Raw genomic sequence first — 17,767 nt, 5'->3', positions numbered from 1 at the left:
CGTGATCAGTCGTCCAAGCAGACATTGCACGGTGGAGCTGCAGGCCCTGCCGTCGCGGATCGGACAGGTCCGCAGAATCGTCTCCGCGCAACTGCGCTACTGGCACCTGGATCCGCTCATCGATCCCGCCGCGCTCGCCGTCACCGAGCTGCTCACCAACGTCCACCGGCACGCCGAGCCGGACAAGCAGTGCACGGTGGAGATCGTCCTCATGCTGGACCGCCTCACGGTCTCCGTCCGCGACCACGATCCGCGGCTGCCGTGCGTCCCCGAGTGCGACCCGATGGCCACCCGCGGCCGCGGGCTCGCGCTGGTCGCCTCGGTCAGCCAGAGCTGGGGCATGCACGCCCGGGACGACGGCAGCGGGAAGGTCGTGTGGTTCACCCTGGCCGTACCGCAGCCCGCCGCCCCCGCCAAGCCCCCCTTGGCGGCGCACGGGGCCGGCCGCACCGCCCCGCCCGACCGCACGGACCTCTCCCGTCCCGCGCCCCCGGCCGGGGTCCGGGAGCGGGCGCCCGCCGCCCGGTCCGCCGTCTCCCACTGAGCCGGCTCCCGCCGCATCCCGCCGGGCCCGGCAGCCGCGCCGGACCCGGCCCCGCGCCGATCGCCCCTCCCCCGGCGGCGTCCCGGCGGCGTCCCGGCGGCGAAGATCTCCCCTTCTGTACTTACTAGTATGTACAGTAGCCTCATGAGCACTGCGGAACGGCTGATCGAGAGCACTCAGGACCTGCTGTGGGAGCGCGGCTACGTGGGCACCAGCCCCAAGGCCATCCAGCAGCGCGCGGGCGCCGGCCAGGGCAGCATGTACCACCACTTCAGCGGCAAGCCCGACCTCGCGCTCGCCGCCATCCGCCGCACCGCCGAGCAGATGCGCGCCACGGCCGAGGCGTGCCTGTCCGCGCCCGGGACGGCGTACGAGCGCGTGCGCGGGTATCTGCTGCGGGAGCGGGACGTGCTGCGGGGCTGCCCGATCGGCCGGCTGACCATGGATCCGGACGTCATCGCCGACCCGGTGCTGCGCGGTCCGGTGGAGGAGACCCTCGACTGGCTGCGCGGGCGGCTGGCCGAGGTCGTCGCCGAGGGCGTCGAGCGCGGGGAGTTCGACGCGGGGCTCGCCCCGGAGCGGACCGCGGCCTCGGTCGTGGCGGCCGTCCAGGGCGGCTATGTGCTGGCGCGCGCCGCGGGGTCGCCCGCGCCCTTCGACAGCGCCGTCCAGGGCCTGCTGGACCTGCTCGCCGCCCGCGCGCCCCACCGGCCCGCCCCCTGAGCCGCGCGCTCCCCCCGCTTCCCTCCCGGCGCGCCCGCGCCCGCCATGACACCACAGGAGTTGTTCTTGCACGCGATGCAGTACCGGATCACCCTGCCCGCCGACTACGACATGGAGATCATCCGACATCGGGTGAAGTCGAAGGGCCATCTGCTGGACGGCTTCCCGGGGCTCGGGCTGAAGGCGTACGGCATCCGCGAGCGCGGGGTGGACGGCTCCCCGGTCAACCAGTACGCGCCGTTCTACCTGTGGGCCGCGCCCGAGGCCATGAACCGCTTCCTGTGGGGCCCCGGATTCCAGGGCGTCGTCCGGGACTTCGGCCGGCCGGTGGTCGAGCACTGGCAGGGGCTCGCCTTCGAGCCCGGCCCGTCCCGGGCCGCCGCCCCGCGCACCGCCACCCGCCACGCCGTGGCCGTCCCGGCGGGCGCCGACCCGTCGGGCGGCGGCCCGGCGGGCGCGGTCGAGGGCGCGCTGGAGGAGCTGCTGGAGTTGGCCCGTACGGACGGCGTGCACTCCACGGCCCTCGCCGTCGATCCGCGCCGCTGGGAACTGCTGCGCTTCACCCTCTGGGAGGACGCCGCCCCGCCCGACGCCCCCGGAGACCGCTATCAGGTGCTCCATCTGTCCACGCCCGGCCTGGCCCGGCTCCCGAAGGGGCGCCAGTGGTGAGCGCGGCGACCGTACGGACCGTGCTCGGCGACGTCCCCGGCGACGCGCTGGGCGTCTGCGACGCCCACGACCACCTGTTCATCCGCAGCGCGCGGCTGCCCGGGCAGGAGCTGGCCGACGTGGCCTCGGCGCGGGAGGAGTTGCGGGCCTTCCACGCGCTCGGCGGCCGCACGGTGGTGCAGTGGACGCCGTACGGCCTCGGACGGGCGGCCGGCGAGCTGGCCGGGCTCTCCCGCGCCACCGGCGTCCATCTGGTGGCCGCGACGGGCCTGCACCAGGCGGAGCACTACGCGCCGGGCGTGGCGGAGGCGGTGCTCGACGGGCTGGCCGAGCTCTTCGTCGACGAGCTGACGCGCGGCATCGGCGGCACGGGGCCGCGGGCGGGGCTGATCAAGGTCGCCGGCGGCTTCCACGGGCTGGACGCCCATGCCCGCCGCACCATGGCGGCGGCCGCCGAGGCCCACCACCGCACCGGCGCGCCCATCGCCGTCCACCTGGAGCTGGGGACGGGCGCGCTGGACGTGCTGGACCTGCTGTGCGGCGAGCACGGGGTGGCGCCGCGGAGCGTGATCCTCGGCCATCTGAACCGCTTTCCGGACCCGGCCGTGCACCGGGAGGCGGCCGCGGCCGGGGCGTTCCTCGCCTTCGACGGGCCTTCCCGGGCCAACCACGCCACCGACTGGCGGCTGCCGGACGCGCTGGCCGCGCTCGTGGACGCCGGGTACGCCGGACAGCTGCTACTGGGCGGCGACACGACGACGGCGCAGGCCCGGTCGGTGAACGGCGGCCCGGGTATGCCGTATCTGCTGCGCCGGCTGCGCCCGCGGCTCGAACTCGCCGTGGGCGCCGACGTGGTGCGCCGGATGCTCACCACCAACCCGGCCGGCGCCCTGGCCGTGGCCTGGCGCGCGGGGTAGCCCCCCGGGGCCGGCCGTTTCCGGGGGTGGCCGGCGCGGGGGCGGCCGTTTCCGGGGGCGGCCGTTTCCGGGGCGGCAGGCGCGGAGGCGCGCACGGGGGCGGCCGGAGCACCCCCGGGGCGCGCAGGGGGCGGCGTCAGCCGGCGGCGAGCGCCTGGAGCGGGTCGTCGAGCACCGCCTGCCAGGCCAACTCCGCCGCCCCGACAAGACTGTTGTGGTCGAGGGTGCACGGCAGGACGGGCACGCCCCCGCTGCGCCCCCACAGGCTGCGCTCGGCGACGACCGCCCGCAGCCGCTCCGGGTCGGCCTCCAGCAGCTCGCGGTGCAGCCCGCCGAGGATGATGCGGTCGGGGTTGAGGATGTTGACCAGTCCGGCGAGGCCGAGGCCGAGCCGGTCGATGAGGAGGTCGGCGGCGGCCCGTACCGACGGTTCGCCGTACTCCTCCCGCAGCAGGTCGCGCGCCTGTTGCAGGAGGGAACCCTCGGGGCCCGGGTCCCGCCCGGCGGCGAGGAGGAAGGCCAGCGGGTCGGTCTCGATGTCCAGGCAGCCGCGGCTGCCGCAATGGCAGGGCGGCCCCTCGGGGTTGACGGTCAGATGGCCGACCTCCATGGCCAGGCCCGCGCTGCCGGTGTGCAGCCGTCCGTCGAGGACCAGCGCACCGCCCACCCCGCGGTGGCCGGTGGCGACGCAGAGCAGGTGCTGCGCGCCGCGGCCCGCGCCATGGCGGTGCTCGGCCAGGGCCGCGAGGTTGACGTCGTTGCCGACGAGGCCGGTGAGGGGCTCCCCGGACGGGCCGTGGACGCCCGCCGCGGCGAGGCTCTCGGTGAACAGCTCGCGTACGGGCGCGCCGGCGGGCCAGGCGATGTGCAGCGGGTTGAGGGCGGTGCCCTCCGGTTCGGCGACCGCGGAGGGGACCGCGAGGCCGGCGCCCACGCAGCGGCGGCCGCTCTCGCGCAGCAGCCGGGCCCCGGCCTCGACGACCGCGTCGATGACCTGCGCCGGATCGGCGGGCACGGTCATGCATCCGGGGTCGGTGGCCACGATCCGGCCGCCGAGTCCGACCAGCGCCGCGCGGAAGCCGTCGGCGTGCACCTGGGCCGCGAGGGCCACCGGGCCGCGGGGGGCGATCGAGAGGCGGTGCGAGGGGCGGCCCTGCGCCCCGGCGGCCCCGAGCGGGCGCGAGTCCACCTGGATCAGGCCGAGCGCTTCGAGTTCGGCGGCGACGGCGCCCGCGGTCGCGCGGGTCACCCCGAGTTCGGCCGTGAGCACCGCCCGCGTGGGCGCCCGGCCGGTGTGTACGAGCTCCAGCGCCGGGCCGAGAGCGCTTCGGCCCCGCTCGAGCCTTGTCCGTGTCTGGGTCACACCCCTATTCTCACTTTGTGCCGACGCCAAACAAAACATGGAGCGCCATTCCGGGCAGGCGGCGCTCCGCCACGGCGGACCGTTCGCTGACCCAACTGCGCACCGCCATCACCGCGTTCTTCGCTCTCGACGGATTCGTGTTCGCCGGCTGGGTGGTCCGGATCCCCGCGATCAAGGAGCGGACCGGCGCGTCGGAGGGCGCCCTCGGGCTCGCCCTGCTCGGGGTGTCCGCGGGCGCGGTCGCCACCATGGTGGTGACCGGCCGGCTCTGCCGCCGCTTCGGCAGCCATCCCACGACGGTGGCCGCGGCCGTCCTGCTCTCGCTCGGCGTCGCGCTGCCGCCGCTGACCGGCTCCGCGCTCGCCCTCGGGCTGGTCCTGCTGGTCTTCGGGGCCGGGTTCGGCGGGCTCAACGTCGCCATGAACAGCGCGGCCGTCGATCTCATCGCCGCGCTGCGCCGCCCCGTCATGCCCGGCTTCCACGCCGCGTTCAGCCTGGGCGGGATGGCCGGCGCGGCCCTGGGCGGGCTGATCGCGGGACGGCTGGCCCCCACGCCCCACCTGGCGCTGCTCACCGCCGTCGGGCTGCTGGTCACCGCGGTCGCGGGCCGGGCGCTGCTCCGCCTCCCGGTGCCGGAGTCGGCCCTGTCGGCGTCGGCGTCGGCGTCGGCGTCGGGGTCGGCGTCGACTTCGGCGTCGGTCGAGGAGGGCGCGACACCGGCCGGGCGGGCGCCCGAGGACCCGGCCCGCGACGCGGCGCGGCGGCTCGTCGCGGTCTTCGGCCTGATCGCGCTGTGCACGGCGTACGGCGAGGGGGCGATGGCCGACTGGGCCGCGCTCCACCTGGACCAGGACCTGGACGCGAGTCCGGGCGTCGCCGCCGCGGGCTACTCGGTCTTCGCCCTGATGATGGCCGTCGGCAGGCTGAGCGGCACCGCGCTGCTCGAACGGCTCGGCCAGACCCGCACGCTGGTCGCGGGCGGCGCCACGGCCGCGGCCGGCATGCTGCTGGGGTCACTCGCCCCCACCGTCTGGCTCGCGCTCCTCGGCTTCGCCGTCACCGGCCTCGGTCTGGCCAACCTCTTCCCGGTCGCGATCGCCCGGGCGGGCGCCCTGACCGGGCCCAGCGGGGTCGCCGCGGCCTCCACCGTCGGCTACGGTGGCATGCTGCTCGGGCCGCCCGCCATCGGCTTCCTGGCCGACGGGCTCTCCCTGCCGATCGCCCTGACCACGGTCGCCCTGCTGGCGGCGGTGGCGGCGGTCGTCGCGTACGGGACGCGCGGGGCCGGGCGGGCCGGCGGTGGCCCGTCCTGAGCCTCGTCTCGCCTGCCGTGAGCGCCGGATGTCGGTGGCCGGTGGCAGAATCCCGCCATGGAAATCGCCGAGTTCATCGACGCCCTGGACCGGGACGGCCGGCTGCTGGCCGACGCCGCGGAGCAGGCCGGGCCGGACGCCCAGGTGCCCACGTGTCCGGAGTGGCGCGTGCGGGACCTGCTCGCGCACATCGGAATGGTGCACCGCTGGGCCACCCGGAACGTGAGTGAGAGACTGACCGAGTTCGCGCCGCCCCGGACCGGCCAGGAGCCCGGCGACGCGGATCTGACGCCCTGGTTCCGCGACGGCCACCGCGCGCTGGTCAAGGCGCTCACCGAGGCCGATCCGCAGGTGCCGTACTTCACCCTGCTGCCCGCCCCCTCGCCGCTCGCGTTCTGGGCGCGGCGCCAGGCTCACGAGACGGCGATCCACCGGGTGGACGCGGAATCGGCGCTCGGCAAGGACCTCTCCCCCGTCGGCCCGGCCCTCGCGGCCGACGGCCTCGATGAGCTGCTGGCCGGATTCCACAGCCAGGACCGGAGCCAGGTGCGCACCGAGGAGCCGCGCACCCTGCGGCTGCGGGCCACGGACGCCGAGGTCGTCTGGACGGTGCGGCTGTCCGACGGCGTGCCGCGCGCCGAGGCCGACGACGCCGGGGACGCCGACTGCGAGCTGTCCGGGTCGGTGGAGGAGCTGTATCTGACCCTGTGGAACCGTCTTCCGCTCGCGGGGCTGCGGGCCACGGGCGACCTCGCTCTGGCCGAGCTGTGGCGGGAGCGCTCGGCCCTGTGAGGCGGACGGGCGGCCACCAAGAGGGTTACCGGTGAGTAATAATCCATGTTAGCTTCGCTTCATGTCTCGTCGCTCCATGTCCCCCAGGGCGCTGCGCCGCGCCATGAACTGGTGGCCGCCCTACCTGTTCTCCGGTGTGCGGGTGCTGTACATCGCCGACGACTGGACGAGCGCGCGCGTCCGGCTGCGGCTGCACCGCTTCAACAGCAACTACGTGGGCACGCACTTCGGCGGTTCGCTCTTCGCGATGGGCGATCCGTTCTGGATGCTGCTGACGATGAACCGGCTCGGCGGTGACTACATCGTCTGGGACAAGACGGGGGAGATCGACTTCGTCTCGCCCGGCCGCGGTGATGTGTTCGCCGAGTTCAAGCTGACCGAGGACCGGCTGGAGGAGATCCGGGAGGCAACGGCCGACGGCGGCAAGGCACTGCCGTGGTTCGAGTACGACGTCGTGGCCGCGGACGGCACCCTGGTGGCCCGCGTACGGAAGCAACTCTACGTCCGCCGCAAGCGTCCTGACCTGCAAGCGTCCTGACCTTCGAGAGGGCCGCGACGAGTCGGCATAAGCTGACGGAATGAGAGACTCCCACGCCATGACCGGTCCCCGCACCCAGCCCGAGCGCGACGCCGCCACCGTGGAGATCATGTTCGCGGTCGTCACCGGCGCGCTGCTGGCCGCGCTGCTGTTCTTCGCCTTCGCGAGCCCGGCGCTGTTCGGGGACCTGGATCCGGCGGCGGAGAAGACCTGGGTGACGGCCGCCGGCACCGTGGCCGGCGCCGGGTTCCTGGCCCGGGTCCTCCAGGTGCTGTGGTGGCTGCCGCGCAAGCGGCGCGGCTGACGCCCCCGGCACAGGACCATCGGGAAGGGGCCCGGAAATGACGCGGTGGCGCTGCGCGGGGCTGCGCTGGGACCGCTCGGGCCCCGCGCTTGCCTGGCACCACCCCGTGCACGGAGACCGGGTCTCCCCGCTGCCGCCCGGCCACCCACTGGCCTTCACCGTGGTGAGCGACGCCGACGCTGCCGCCGGGCCTCGGACGGCCGCGGTGCCCGCGACGGCGTCGCGTGGACGGAGAGGCGAGCGGGAAGCCGCGGCGACCGGCCGCGGCTGCGTCGGGGTGCGCAGGGGCGCCCGGCACACGCCGTGTCCGGCCGGCGCCGAGGTGCCCGTGTCCGCGGTCTCCGCGCGGTGCCCGGACTGCGCCCGGCTCGACCGCTCGTACTCCGTCGCCGCCGACACCCGCACCGACGACCCGCGCCCGTACGACGTCTATCTCGCCTGGTTCGGCCCGGAGCTGATCAAGGTCGGGATCACCGCGGCCGAGCGCGGGGGCGCCCGTCTGCTGGAACAGGCCGCGCTGTCCTACACCCTGCTCGGCCGCGGCCCTCTGATGGCCGCCCGTCGGGCCGAGGCCGTGCTGGGCGCCGCGCTCGGCGTCCCGGACCGGTTCCCGTACGCCGCCAAGCGGGCCGCCCGCGAGGCCCCGCCGCCCCAGCGGGAGCGCGCGGCACAGCTCGCCGCGGTCCACGCTCGGGCAGCCGCCCTGGGCGGCCTCCCGGAGTCCCTGACCCTGCGCCCCTGTACGCCCGTCCACCACGATGCCGTCTTCCACCTGGACCGCCTGCGCCCGGCGCACGGGGTGATCCGGCTCGGCCCCGGCCGCACCGTGGCGGGCCGCGTGGAGGCGGCGGCCGGGCCGGACGTCTATCTGACCGACTCGGCCGGCCGCACCCTCCTGCTGGACACCCGCCACCTCGCGGGCTGGCCCCTGGCCGCGGCCCCCGCGGACGCCGCCACCACGGCCGAGGTGGCCGCGCCGGCGCGGGAGGCGGTGGAGCCGCAGACGCTGTTCGGCAGTTCGGCGATCCCGGCGCCGACGGACGCGTAGGCGAGGTGGCCGGCGGGTTCACCGGGGATCGGACAGGCGGCCGGCCGCGGCGGGCCGTCCCCGGTAATTCTCGTCACCCGCAGGCTCGTCGGTGGTCCGCGCGGGCCGTGTACGGCAGGTTTCGGTAGTCCCGTGGCGGTATCCCGTAGGTGGCCCGGAACAGGCGGCTGAAGTGTGTCGCGTTGGTGAAGCCCCAGCGTTCGGCGATGGCCTGGACAGGTCGGGCGCGCAGACGGGGGTTGGTCAGGTCGAGGCGGCAGCGTTCCAGACGGCGGTGGCGTATCCAGGCCGCCGGCGACGTGTCGTCCTCGGCGAGCAACTGCTGGAGATGGCGCAGGGAGATGTGGTGAGCGTCCGCGATCGTCCGGGGAGTCATGTCCGGGTCGGCGAGGTGCTGCTCGACGAACGCGTTGATCTGGGCCCGCAGGGCGCGCCGGCGCGCGTCCGGACTCAGCGCCGCCTCAGCCTCCACGCATCGTGCGAGTGCGGACGCCAGGAGGTCCAGGGTGACCGAGGCGAGCGTGGGGACGTCGGCCGGGGTGAACTCGCCGGCGCGCGCGTTGAGGTCGGTCAGCCAGCGGGTGAACAGCGCGCCCATGCCGCTGCGCCCACTGATCGGGACGGCGAGCAGTCGCCGCACCGTCTTCTCCGGCAGCGGCAACAGGCTACGAGGGCACTGCACCGTCATGTGCGACCACCTGTCCGGAACAGCGCGGACATCACCGCGGTAAGGACGACTGCTGTCGACCACCATGAGGTCACCGGCGCGCAGCGCCGTGGAACTCCCGTCCAGACAGACCGCCCCGCCCCCGTCGAGAAAGTAGTTGATCTGGTACATCTCAGGGTCGGACTGCTGCACCAGTTTCGCTGTCCGCACGAGCTCCAGATGCGGCAAGGACAGCGCCGACACATGGACTTCTCCCAAGTTCAGGAGGCGCATTCTGGCGCGGAAGTCTTCGTGGTTTTTGCTGCGCTGCCGATTGCGTATATGCGACCGATTCGTCGTTTCCTCCCACAACGCGAACCGCTCCGGCGCCGACACGACCTCCGTGTTGAAATCCGTCACCAACATGACCCAGCCACCCCCGTTTCCGGTTTACCGCTGATGGCTCAACCCTGACATGGAGCGCATATGTGGACCAGAATGACTTCGGCCGCTTTCGTGATCGTCATGCTCCATGTCGTCACCCGCGGGAAGGCGGCTGCCCGGCCTCCATGGCGTCTTCCTCCACCATTGCGAGCAACTCGTCGACGTCGAGTCCGCGGATGGCCGAGGAGAGCTCACGCGCTACGGCGGCCGCCCGCGCCGCGCGCTCCGTGACCGGCCCATGCTCGAGCCGGGCTGTGACACCCCGGGAAGCGCGTTCGAACATGGCGAGTGCGAGGTCCTTCGTCTCCGGCTCCTGGACGACGAACGACACATGGGTACTCGACTCGTCCGTGGCGCGTGCGGTGTGGGCGACCCCCGGCGGCATGTAGAGCGCCTCTCCGCGGCGGAGGGTGACATGGAGGACATCGGTGTCGGGCCCGTCGGTGACGAGGGCGCCGGAGGTCCACCAGTGCGACGGGGGCCTCTTCTCCACCCGCCATTCCTTCGAGCCGGTGATCTGCACGGCGACCACGTGCTGGCCGTCCCGGTGCCAGCCGAGTCCGGCGTTGTGGGCCGGAGTGTGAAAGACGGTCGTGTCGCAGGAGGCGCGCAGCGCCGACGAAATGTGCGCGGCGACCTCGCCGAGCGGGCCGACCAGATGGTGGGCGTGGTAGACCATCGCAGTGGCCCCGTCGGCCAGCAGGCACCGGGCCTTCGTCCGGTCCAGGAGCCCGGCGTCCGTGTTCGCCGCCCTCGTCCTTCCCACGGTCACCTCACGGTCCGGAAGCTGTCGTCCCTTCTGGGCGAAGGTGATGTCCGGCGGCCGGAGCGACCTCTCCTCCAGCAGTCGGTCGATCGTGATGCGGTCGAGGGAGGCGAGAAAGGACGGTGCGACGGACAGCGAACTCGTCCGTTCCCCCCACGCCCTTTCGATGACCGAGTCGCTTTCGGCGGTGAGCAGGTCGAACCCGTGTGCTCTCGTCATGTCGACGGCTCCTGTCACGATCGCGGCCGGATGACGACCATCTTGTGGAAGCGCTCGAGCTGCTCCGTGTCCTCGTCTATGGGCATGCCGTCCACCTGTACCCAGGCATGAGCGGTGAAGGGCTCCGTACGCACTCCCACACACCATTCGGGCCAGGTGCCGCAGATGCGGCACAACAGCGCGGTGGCTATGGACCGCTGCAGACACCACGGGCCCGTACACATCACACTGACGAAGAGGACGGCGTTGCGGGCCCGGTGGGCTTCGTCCGCGCTACTCGCGCGTGCGCCGCGGCGCAAGGCCCGGAGCAGTGCGAACTGACGCTCCGGCGACAGTTTCGCGACGCCTCGGGCCAGCAGGACCGCCGATCTCGCGAGCGGGCGGATCCACAGGGGCGGCGGTGACACCGCCCGCTCGTTGACCATCGACGTGCTCATCGGGCAAGCAGCTTCGCGGCCTGGAGCTGGCGCACCAGCGTGCGGACGTCCGACACGGCCTGACCGGACGCGTCGGGGTACTTCTCCTGGAGCCGGCTCGCTGCCGATTCCACGGTCTCGCCGCTCAGCAGCAGCCGGACGACCTCCGACCCCGTGCCGTTCAGCTGCCAGTACCGTCCGGTCCGCTGGTTGAGGAACACCATTCCGTCCTCGGACTCGATCATCGTGACGAAGGGGGAAAGGGCTATGTCTGCCATCCAGTGCCTCCTGGTTTGTTCGTCGCGTCAGCGCGACTGCTTCGGCGCGTCAGTGCGACTGCTTCGGCGCGTCAGCGCGACTGCGGGACGGTCTTCGCCGAAAGGGAGCGGAGCCATGCCTCGCAGGCCAATGTCTTTTCGAGCGGACCCATGTGCATGGGGTCCGGCATGATGCCCGAGAGCACACGGCGGAAGTCCTCGCGGCCGATCAGCCCCAGATCGGCGAGGCGCGACTCCTCACACATCTCCCGCATCTTCGGGAGGCTGCGCTTCCGGCCGGCATAGGTGTCCATCGTGAAATGGCTCTTGGTGGTCCGGTCGAGGACGTAATCCGGCACCGTCCCCCGCAGGGCGGCCGCCAGGACGGGTTTGTGGCGGCCGGCCACATACCGGTCCGCCAGCCGGACGGACAGCGCCGTCTCCACGACGCCATCATCGAGAAACGGAGCTTCGAAACTCACGCCGAACCGCGCCCCGAGCGTGTTCGCGAAGCGAACGATCCAACCGTTCACGCGGATACAACGCAGTATCTCGTGTTGCGTGGCAATCGACGACATCGGTTGGGGGTCCGCCGCCACCGAACGGCGCAGCGCGTCCTGGACCAGTGCCGCGGCCTCCCGGGAAGCCCAGGGAGGAAGCTGCGGGGCGGGCTCCCAGCCCACTTCCGACTCGATGTCCGGAGGAGAGAGCAGTTCGCCGGCCGATCGGCGCAGCCACTCGGCGTACGGCGGAAAGGGCCGGACGACGCGCAGGGTCGTGCCGAGGGACCAGCGTCGCCTGGCGCGCATCGCACGGACCATGCCCAGGGCTGCGATCGGACTCCGCTGGGCCATGGCGTTGGCATAGGTCGTTCCGGTCGCTGCCAGCTCATCGCTGCCGTGGCCCTGAAGGTGCATGGTGACACCGCGCGAAGCCATGATCCGGGCGATGTCTTCCATGTGGCTCGCCATGGCGATGAAGGGCGGTGGTTCGTCCATCGCGAGATCATCGCGGTCCGGCGAGTCGTAGTACGGCGATGCCGTGTCGGTGTCGAGCACGATGTGCTCGGCGCCGGGCAGATCCGCCGCGGCCCGGCCGGCGACGGGGTCGTCGCAGTTCGCCGGGTCCATCATCTGGCGTCGTACGGTCACCAGCCGACCGCCCTGCCCGGCGGCGAGAAAACAAAGGCTCGTCGAGTCCATCCCGCCGGAGAGATCGGCACCGATGGCCGCCGATGTGCCCGCCCGTGCCGCGACCGCCGCGACCAGCGCCCTTCGGAACTCGGGAGCAGCCACGTCGACCGGGAGCTCCGGCTCCGGAGGAGTCCACCACCGGATCTGCTCGGCTGTTCCGTCGGGCCCAAGGCACAGGTAATGCGCGAAGGGCAGGGAGTCGACCTCCCGCCACACGCTGCGCTCGCTCAAAGGCCACGGCGGTGCGAACGCGAGCAGATGCATCGCGAGCTGCTCCTCGACCAGGGTCAGCCGTCGCAGCTCGCCCAGCGCGGATATCCGGTTCGCCGCGATCGTGATACCGGCGATCGACGTGGAGAAGAGCTCCCGGGCGCCGGAAAGGCTGCCTTGTGCCCTGACGAATCCGTCGATGGAAGCGACCAGATGAAAGGAGCCCGCGGTGCGTTCCACGATCCTTCCCAGCTCCCGGACCGTGCGGACCTTTTCGAGCTGGACCAGGAGTTCGGGTTCCGTGCTGTGCGCGGCGCCGAAGAGCACGATCTTCGACGGACCGGCCTCAACGCAGAGGGCGGCGCCCGGGGTCCAGCTCCCCATCAGCCAGGGGCGGCCGGAGTGGTGGTAGAGCGTGTTCTTCCGGTACTCCTCGGGGAGCCGGGCGCTCACCTCGTCCGCGGCGGGGTGATCTGGCAGAACGACGAACTTCATGAATGGCTCCCAACGGGGTCGGGGCGTCCGTGTCGGATGCCGGGCGGTCGGTGCCGCGGCCCGGTCGCCGGCGGCCACGGCAGGGCCATCACGACCGGGCAGCGGTCAGGGGATCACCCCGCGTATCCGGCGGTCACGAGGTCCGGAAGCCATCCGATGTGGACCCAACGCGTCTTGTCGGCGAATCCGCCGATCACGAACAGTGCGGGCGCCTCGTAGGGAGTCGCGTCCATGTTCCCTCAGCTCCTTTTCAGTCCTCCGGGGGTTCCGCGGTGTGCGTCGGTGCGCGGTGTTCAGGGCCGCGGCCCGGTCGTCGGCGGCCGGAACAGGGCAGCCGACGACCGGACCGCGGTCAGGGCATCAGCCGCCGAACGTGGTGACGAGGTCCGGGAGCCATCCCTTGCTCACCCAACGGGTCTTCTCGGAGAATCCGCCGATCTCGAACAGCGCGGGGGCCTCGTAGTGCATCTTCGCGTCCATGTTTCCTCAGCTCCTTCGTGAACGGACTCGGAAACAGCTTGTGAGAGCTGTTCGGTGTTCGTCATTCAGGATGCTGAGTGCGACAGCGGCCGTCCTTGTCGGTCCGCGCAGGCTTGTTGACGATTCACGCACGGCCGTGGGCGGCGGGCGCTCACCCGGCGGGGCCGAGCCAGCCCGGGCGGACGAGGCCCGACTCATAGGCGAGGACGACGAGTTGGGCTCGGTCGCGGGCGCCCAGTTTGACCATGGTGCGGCTGACGTGGGTCTTGGCGGTGAGCGGGCTGACGACCAGCCTCCGGGCGATCTCCTCGTTCGACAGCCCGAGCCCCACCAGCGCCATCACCTCCCGCTCCCGCTCGGTCAGCTCCGCGAGTGCGGCGGCGGGGGCGGGCTCCTTCGAGCGGGCGGCGAACTCGGCGATGAGCCGCCGGGTGACGCCGGGCGACAGCAGTGCGTCGCCCGCGACGACCGCCCGTACGGCGCGCAGCAGTTCCTCGGGCTCGGTGTCCTTGACCAGGAAGCCGGAGGCGCCGGAGCGGATCGCCTCGAAGACGTACTCGTCGAGCTCGAAGGTGGTCAGGATGACCACCTTCACCTCGCCGAGCCCGGGGTCCTCGGTGATCAGGCGGGTGGCGGCGAGTCCGTCGAGCAGTGGCATGCGGATGTCCATGAGGACGACGTCGGGGCGCAGTTCGCGCACCTGGCGCGAGGCCTGCTCGCCGTCGGCCGCCTCGCCGACCACCTCGATGTCCGGCTGGGCGTCGAGCAGGGCGCGGAAGCCGGCCCGGACCAGCACCTGGTCGTCGGCGAGCAGTACGCGGATCAAGGGGCCTCCCTGGTCACTTCGCCGGGAGGCGGCTGGTGGGGCGTCCCCGGCGGTGTTCCCGTCACCGTAGCCGCGGCGAGCGGAAGCCGGGCGTGAACCCGGAAGCCGCCGTCCGGGCGCGGCCCGGCCGCCACCGTGCCACCGAGCGCCGCGGCCCGCTCCCGCATGCCGGCCAGGCCGTTGCCGCCGGTCATGCCCCGGGTCATGCCGTCGGCGGTTGCCGGGCCGTCGTCGTCGACCCGCAGCTCCAGCGCGCCGGGGGCGTAGCGCAGCAGGACGCGGGCGGTGCGGGAGCCGGAGTGGCGCACGACGTTGGTCAGGGCCTCCTGGACGATGCGGAAGGCGGCGAGGTCGGCGCCGGGTGGCAGGGCGGTCCGTACGCCCTCCGTCTCGACGGTCACCGCGAGGCCCGCGTCACGGGCCTGCCCGGTCAGCTCGGCCAGCCGGTCCAGGCCCGGGGCGGGCGAGCGGGGCGCGGCGCCGGGGGCCCGGAGGGTGTCCAGCACCTGGCGGACCTCGCCCAGCGCCTCCTTGCTTGCCGCCTTGATGGTGGTCAGGGCGGTGCGGGCCTGCTCGGGGTCCTGGTCGAGGAGGGCGAAGCCGACACCCGCCTGGACGTTGATGACCGAGATGCTGTGGGCGAGCACGTCGTGCAGCTCGCGGGCGATGCGCAGGCGCTCCTCGTCGGCCCGGCGCCGCTCGGCCGCCTCCCGCTCGGCGCGCTCGCGGGCCCACTGCTCCCGCCGTACGCGCACCAGCTCGGACGCGGCGACGATCGCCACCGCCCAGGCCGCGACGGCCGCCTCCGGCCCCCAGGCGGCGGGGCCGTCCCCGGCCGGCGGCAGCCATCGGTGGAGCCAGTGGGCGATGAGCAGATGGACGGCCCACAGCCCCGCGAGCGCGCTCCAGGCGGCCACCCGCCGCCCGGCGGCGACGGCGGCGAAGCAGGCGACGACGAGGCTGAGGAAGACGGGGCCGTAGGGATATCCGGCGCCGAGGTAGAGCGCGGTGACCGCCGCCGTGCCGAGGACCGCGAGCCGCGGGTGGCGGTGGCGCGCCAGCAGCAGCGCGGGCCCGGCCACCAGCAGGGCTCGGCCGAGGAGGCCGAGGCCGACCCGCTCGGGCTGGCTGTGCGCGGCGGCCTGGGTCCCGACCAGCTGCACCACCGCGAGGGCCAGGGAGGAGCGCCAGGGCAAGGCGGCGGCCTGCCCGGTCCAGGGGTGCCGTCCCCGGGGGAATTCACGCATACCCGCCACGCTAGGGCCTGTCGTCAAAGGGGGCGCCCTGCTCCCGACGCCGCAGTGACATCAGCCGCTGCCGCGGCGGGCGGCACCTCGCCGCGTTGTCGCATCGCCCGAGTACGCCCAGTACGAGGGCGACGCTCCGCCTTGCGATGGACCGCGCCAGACGCCGCTCGCGGCCGGACGCCCCCTTTGACGACAGACCCTAGCCCGCCCCCCGGCGCGGCGGCGTCCGCCGGAGGCGGTGGCCGCGGCTACTCCCCGTGGAGTACGCGGTGTGGCGGGGGCGCGGACACCGTCGCTACGGCAACCGGGCGACGAGCGACCAGGCGAAACCACGCCCCGGCCACCCGCCCTGGCCTGGCCCTCCGCGTTTCCCGGTGTCCGGGGGCACCGGCGCTGCGGGTGCACACGCCCGGAAACCCGCACACAGTGAAAAACATGACGCGCCGGCCCCTCCACGACGGTGGGGCGGGTGACCTACGGAGCCGGGCTGAGGTGCTGTGCTATGCGTGTGACCGGACTTGGGCATGCTGGACTGTTCATCGAGACCGCTGCCGGATCGGTGCTGTGCGACCCCTGGGTCAACCCTGCCTTCTTCGGGTCGTGGTTCCCGTTCCCCGACAACACGGACCTGGACTGGGCCCACTACGGACAAGCGGCGGACTACCTGTACGTATCGCATCTGCACCGCGACCACTTCGACGCCGAGAACCTGCGCCGCAATGTGCGCAAGAACCTCACCGTGCTGCTTCCCGCCTTCGCCACCGACGAGTTGGAGTGCGAGCTGCGCGCGCTCGGCTTCACCCGCTTCCTGCACACCCGCAGCGGTGTCCCGGTCGAGCGGGACGGGCTGCGCATCATGATCACCGCCCTCACCGGCCCCGGCGACGGCCCCATCGGCGACTCCGCGCTGTCGCTGGACGACGGGGCGACGGTGCTGCTCAACCAGAACGACGCCCACCCCCTGGACATCCCCTCGATCCGGGCGTTCGGCGAGGTGGACGCACACTTCCTGCAGTTCTCCGGGGCGATCTGGTGGCCCATGGTCTACCGGCTGCCGGACAGCGCGAAGCGGGAGTTCGCCGCGCGCAAGCGCGAGGGGCAGTCCGAGCGGGCGATGCGCTACATCGACGCCGTCGATGCCAAGCACGTGTTCCCCAACGCCGGCCCGCCCTGCTTCCTCGACGAGGACCTGTTCGAGTTCAACGGCACCGGCCGGGACGGCGAGAGCATCTTCGTCGACCAGCGGGAGTTCCTGGCGGAGCTCGCCGAGGCGCGGCCGGAGACCTCCGCGCATCTGCTGCTGCCGGGCACCGTCGCCGAACCGCAGGGTGCCGGGTGCAAGCTCACCCACCGCTACACCGCCAAGGAGATCGACCACATCTTCGAGAACAAGCGTGAGTACCTGCGCGAGTTCGCCCGCAGACAGCAGCCCGCGCTCGCCGCCGAGCGCGCCTCGCGGGCCCCGGCGCTGCCGCCCGAGCGCCTGCTGGCCGAGCTGAAGCAGTGGTGGGAACCGCTGCTGGCGCGCGCCGACCGGATCTGCGACGGGGTCGGCGGCCCTGCCCGGCTGGATGTCGACGACACCCCGATCGTGATCGACTTCCCGGCGCGCCAGGTCCGCCGGTGGGACGGTGAGCGCTGCCGCTACACGATCTCCACCACGGGCGACCTGGTGGCCACCAACATCGCCCGGCGCGAGGTCGACTGGTCCAACAGCCTGCTGCTGTCCCTGCGGTTCACCGCCAGCCGGATCGGGCCGTACAACGAATTCCTGTACGTGTTCTTCAAGTGCCTGTCGAGTGAACGCATCGAGTACGTGGAGAACTACTACGACTCGTGCCACGACGACGGCCAGCAGATCGAGCTGGACGGCTGGCGCATCCAGCGGCGCTGCCCCCACCTGCGCGCGGACCTCGGCCGGTTCGGGCAGATCGAGGGCGACCAGCTCACCTGTACCCTGCACGGCTGGCGCTACGACCTGTCCACCGGCCGCTGTCTGACCGCGGACGGCCACGACATCCGGGCGGAGCGCACGGCACCGGCCGACGGCTGAGGCCTGGCGAATCAGCGTGTGACCAAGGGAACCCGGACCAGCCCATTCCGCGTCGTTAGCGGCGGTACACCGTGTTGTACGGTGCACAAGATCGCATAGCACGCATGTTGTTCGTAAGTCTGGGCAAGGCCCCGGGGCAGGGAGACAGACGCTGATGGGGTGGGATCTGACGCCCGACTGGCTCGACGACGCGGTCGAGTCGGGCACGGAGGCCGTCGGGGACGGTGTCGAGTGGCTGGGGAACAAGACCGCGGAGGGCCTGGACAAGGTCGGCTGGGAGAGCGGGGCCGACTGGGTCCGCGAC

At 73.0% G+C, this 17,767-nt stretch carries 21 protein-coding genes; 11 read left to right on the top strand and 10 right to left on the bottom strand.

Going from position 1 to position 17,767, the window contains the following annotated elements:
• Position 1: 1 nt before the first annotated feature.
• The 4 genes from ABFY07_RS19320 to ABFY07_RS19305 all read left to right on the top strand — a co-directional run bounded on the left by ABFY07_RS19320 (position 2) and on the right by ABFY07_RS19305 (position 2,853).
• Positions 2 to 544, top strand: a complete 543-nt coding sequence (locus ABFY07_RS19320; RefSeq protein WP_079151378.1) for an ATP-binding protein — start codon at positions 2 to 4, stop codon at positions 542 to 544.
• A gap of 129 nt (positions 545 to 673) precedes the next feature.
• On the top strand, positions 674 to 1,267 hold the full coding sequence (locus tag ABFY07_RS19315; RefSeq protein WP_346175680.1) for a TetR/AcrR family transcriptional regulator: 594 nt from the start codon (positions 674 to 676) through the stop codon (positions 1,265 to 1,267).
• A 66-nt stretch (positions 1,268 to 1,333) separates the two neighbouring features.
• Positions 1,334 to 1,936: a DUF4865 family protein gene (locus ABFY07_RS19310; RefSeq protein ID WP_346175679.1), complete on the top strand. Its 603-nt coding sequence runs from the start codon at positions 1,334 to 1,336 to the stop codon at positions 1,934 to 1,936.
• Positions 1,930 to 2,853 carry a phosphotriesterase family protein gene (locus ABFY07_RS19305; protein ID WP_346175678.1) on the top strand — a complete coding sequence of 308 codons (924 nt, stop codon included), beginning with the start codon at positions 1,930 to 1,932 and terminating at the stop codon, positions 2,851 to 2,853. Before ABFY07_RS19310 ends, ABFY07_RS19305 begins: the two co-directional genes overlap by 7 nt.
• A gap of 136 nt (positions 2,854 to 2,989) precedes the next feature.
• Here the strand turns inward: ABFY07_RS19305 and ABFY07_RS19300 are convergent, their stop codons facing one another.
• Positions 2,990 to 4,255: an ROK family protein gene (locus ABFY07_RS19300; protein ID WP_346175677.1), complete on the bottom strand. Its 1,266-nt coding sequence runs from the start codon at positions 4,253 to 4,255 to the stop codon at positions 2,990 to 2,992.
• Between ABFY07_RS19300 and ABFY07_RS19295 the strand changes: the two genes are divergently transcribed.
• The 5 genes from ABFY07_RS19295 (at position 4,234) to ABFY07_RS19275 (ending at position 8,211) form a co-directional block, all read left to right on the top strand.
• The gene (locus tag ABFY07_RS19295; RefSeq protein ID WP_346175676.1) at positions 4,234 to 5,529 is read left to right on the top strand and encodes an MFS transporter; all 1,296 of its coding nucleotides are present in this window, start codon (positions 4,234 to 4,236) and stop codon (positions 5,527 to 5,529) included. The two genes, ABFY07_RS19300 and ABFY07_RS19295, sit on opposite strands and share 22 nt — an antisense overlap.
• 57 nt (positions 5,530 to 5,586) lie before the next feature.
• A complete protein-coding gene (locus ABFY07_RS19290; protein ID WP_346175675.1) occupies positions 5,587 to 6,321 on the top strand; it encodes a maleylpyruvate isomerase family mycothiol-dependent enzyme in 735 nt (244 codons plus the stop codon).
• 61 nt (positions 6,322 to 6,382) lie between these two features.
• Positions 6,383 to 6,859: a DUF4442 domain-containing protein gene (locus tag ABFY07_RS19285; protein ID WP_346175674.1), complete on the top strand. Its 477-nt coding sequence runs from the start codon at positions 6,383 to 6,385 to the stop codon at positions 6,857 to 6,859.
• A gap of 40 nt (positions 6,860 to 6,899) precedes the next feature.
• Positions 6,900 to 7,163, top strand: a complete 264-nt coding sequence (locus ABFY07_RS19280; RefSeq protein ID WP_346175673.1) for a DUF6332 family protein — start codon at positions 6,900 to 6,902, stop codon at positions 7,161 to 7,163.
• A 37-nt stretch (positions 7,164 to 7,200) separates the two neighbouring features.
• The gene (locus ABFY07_RS19275) at positions 7,201 to 8,211 is read left to right on the top strand and encodes a DUF2797 domain-containing protein (RefSeq protein ID WP_346175672.1); all 1,011 of its coding nucleotides are present in this window, start codon (positions 7,201 to 7,203) and stop codon (positions 8,209 to 8,211) included.
• Between the two features lie 73 nt (positions 8,212 to 8,284).
• On the opposite strand, the gene ABFY07_RS19270 is transcribed toward ABFY07_RS19275, so the two are convergent.
• The 9 genes from ABFY07_RS19270 to ABFY07_RS19230 form a co-directional block, all read right to left on the bottom strand.
• Positions 8,285 to 9,283, bottom strand: a complete 999-nt coding sequence (locus ABFY07_RS19270) for an AraC-like ligand-binding domain-containing protein (RefSeq protein ID WP_346175671.1) — start codon at positions 9,281 to 9,283, stop codon at positions 8,285 to 8,287.
• Between the two features lie 112 nt (positions 9,284 to 9,395).
• On the bottom strand, positions 9,396 to 10,286 hold the full coding sequence (locus ABFY07_RS19265) for a JmjC domain-containing protein (protein WP_346175670.1): 891 nt from the start codon (positions 10,284 to 10,286) through the stop codon (positions 9,396 to 9,398).
• 14 nt (positions 10,287 to 10,300) lie between these two features.
• Positions 10,301 to 10,723, bottom strand: a complete 423-nt coding sequence (locus tag ABFY07_RS19260; RefSeq protein ID WP_346175669.1) for a lasso peptide biosynthesis B2 protein — start codon at positions 10,721 to 10,723, stop codon at positions 10,301 to 10,303.
• Positions 10,720 to 10,980, bottom strand: coding sequence for a lasso peptide biosynthesis PqqD family chaperone (locus ABFY07_RS19255; protein ID WP_346175668.1), 261 nt, complete (start codon positions 10,978 to 10,980; stop codon positions 10,720 to 10,722). The genes ABFY07_RS19260 and ABFY07_RS19255 overlap by 4 nt, the downstream gene beginning before the upstream one ends.
• A 71-nt stretch (positions 10,981 to 11,051) precedes the next feature.
• Complete coding sequence (locus tag ABFY07_RS19250; protein WP_346175667.1) at positions 11,052 to 12,857, bottom strand: asparagine synthase-related protein; 1,806 nt, start codon at positions 12,855 to 12,857, stop codon at positions 11,052 to 11,054.
• 113 nt (positions 12,858 to 12,970) lie between these two features.
• The gene (locus tag ABFY07_RS19245) at positions 12,971 to 13,090 is read right to left on the bottom strand and encodes a lasso RiPP family leader peptide-containing protein (RefSeq protein WP_346175666.1); all 120 of its coding nucleotides are present in this window, start codon (positions 13,088 to 13,090) and stop codon (positions 12,971 to 12,973) included.
• Positions 13,091 to 13,217: 127 nt separating this feature from the next.
• A complete protein-coding gene (locus tag ABFY07_RS19240) occupies positions 13,218 to 13,337 on the bottom strand; it encodes a lasso RiPP family leader peptide-containing protein (protein WP_346175665.1) in 120 nt (39 codons plus the stop codon).
• A 151-nt stretch (positions 13,338 to 13,488) separates the two neighbouring features.
• On the bottom strand, positions 13,489 to 14,163 hold the full coding sequence (locus ABFY07_RS19235; protein WP_346175664.1) for a response regulator transcription factor: 675 nt from the start codon (positions 14,161 to 14,163) through the stop codon (positions 13,489 to 13,491).
• Positions 14,160 to 15,410: a sensor histidine kinase gene (locus ABFY07_RS19230; RefSeq protein ID WP_346175663.1), complete on the bottom strand. Its 1,251-nt coding sequence runs from the start codon at positions 15,408 to 15,410 to the stop codon at positions 14,160 to 14,162. Before ABFY07_RS19230 ends, ABFY07_RS19235 begins: the two co-directional genes overlap by 4 nt.
• 502 nt (positions 15,411 to 15,912) lie before the next feature.
• Between ABFY07_RS19230 and ABFY07_RS19225 the strand changes: the two genes are divergently transcribed.
• Entirely contained in the window at positions 15,913 to 17,463 is a 1,551-nt protein-coding gene (locus ABFY07_RS19225; protein ID WP_065967570.1) for a Rieske 2Fe-2S domain-containing protein, read from the top strand.
• Between the two features lie 154 nt (positions 17,464 to 17,617).
• Positions 17,618 to 17,767: putative T7SS-secreted protein (locus ABFY07_RS43170; RefSeq protein ID WP_428836964.1), on the top strand; the 150-nt coding region annotated here is incomplete at its 3' end.

The sequence above is a fragment of the Streptomyces sparsogenes subsp. cuspidosporus genome, assembly GCF_039532705.1.
Classification (GTDB): domain Bacteria; phylum Actinomycetota; class Actinomycetes; order Streptomycetales; family Streptomycetaceae; genus Streptomyces; species Streptomyces sparsogenes.
The sequence above is the reverse complement of the archived record's forward strand: the minus strand, read 5'-3'. Positions and strand labels throughout refer to the sequence as shown.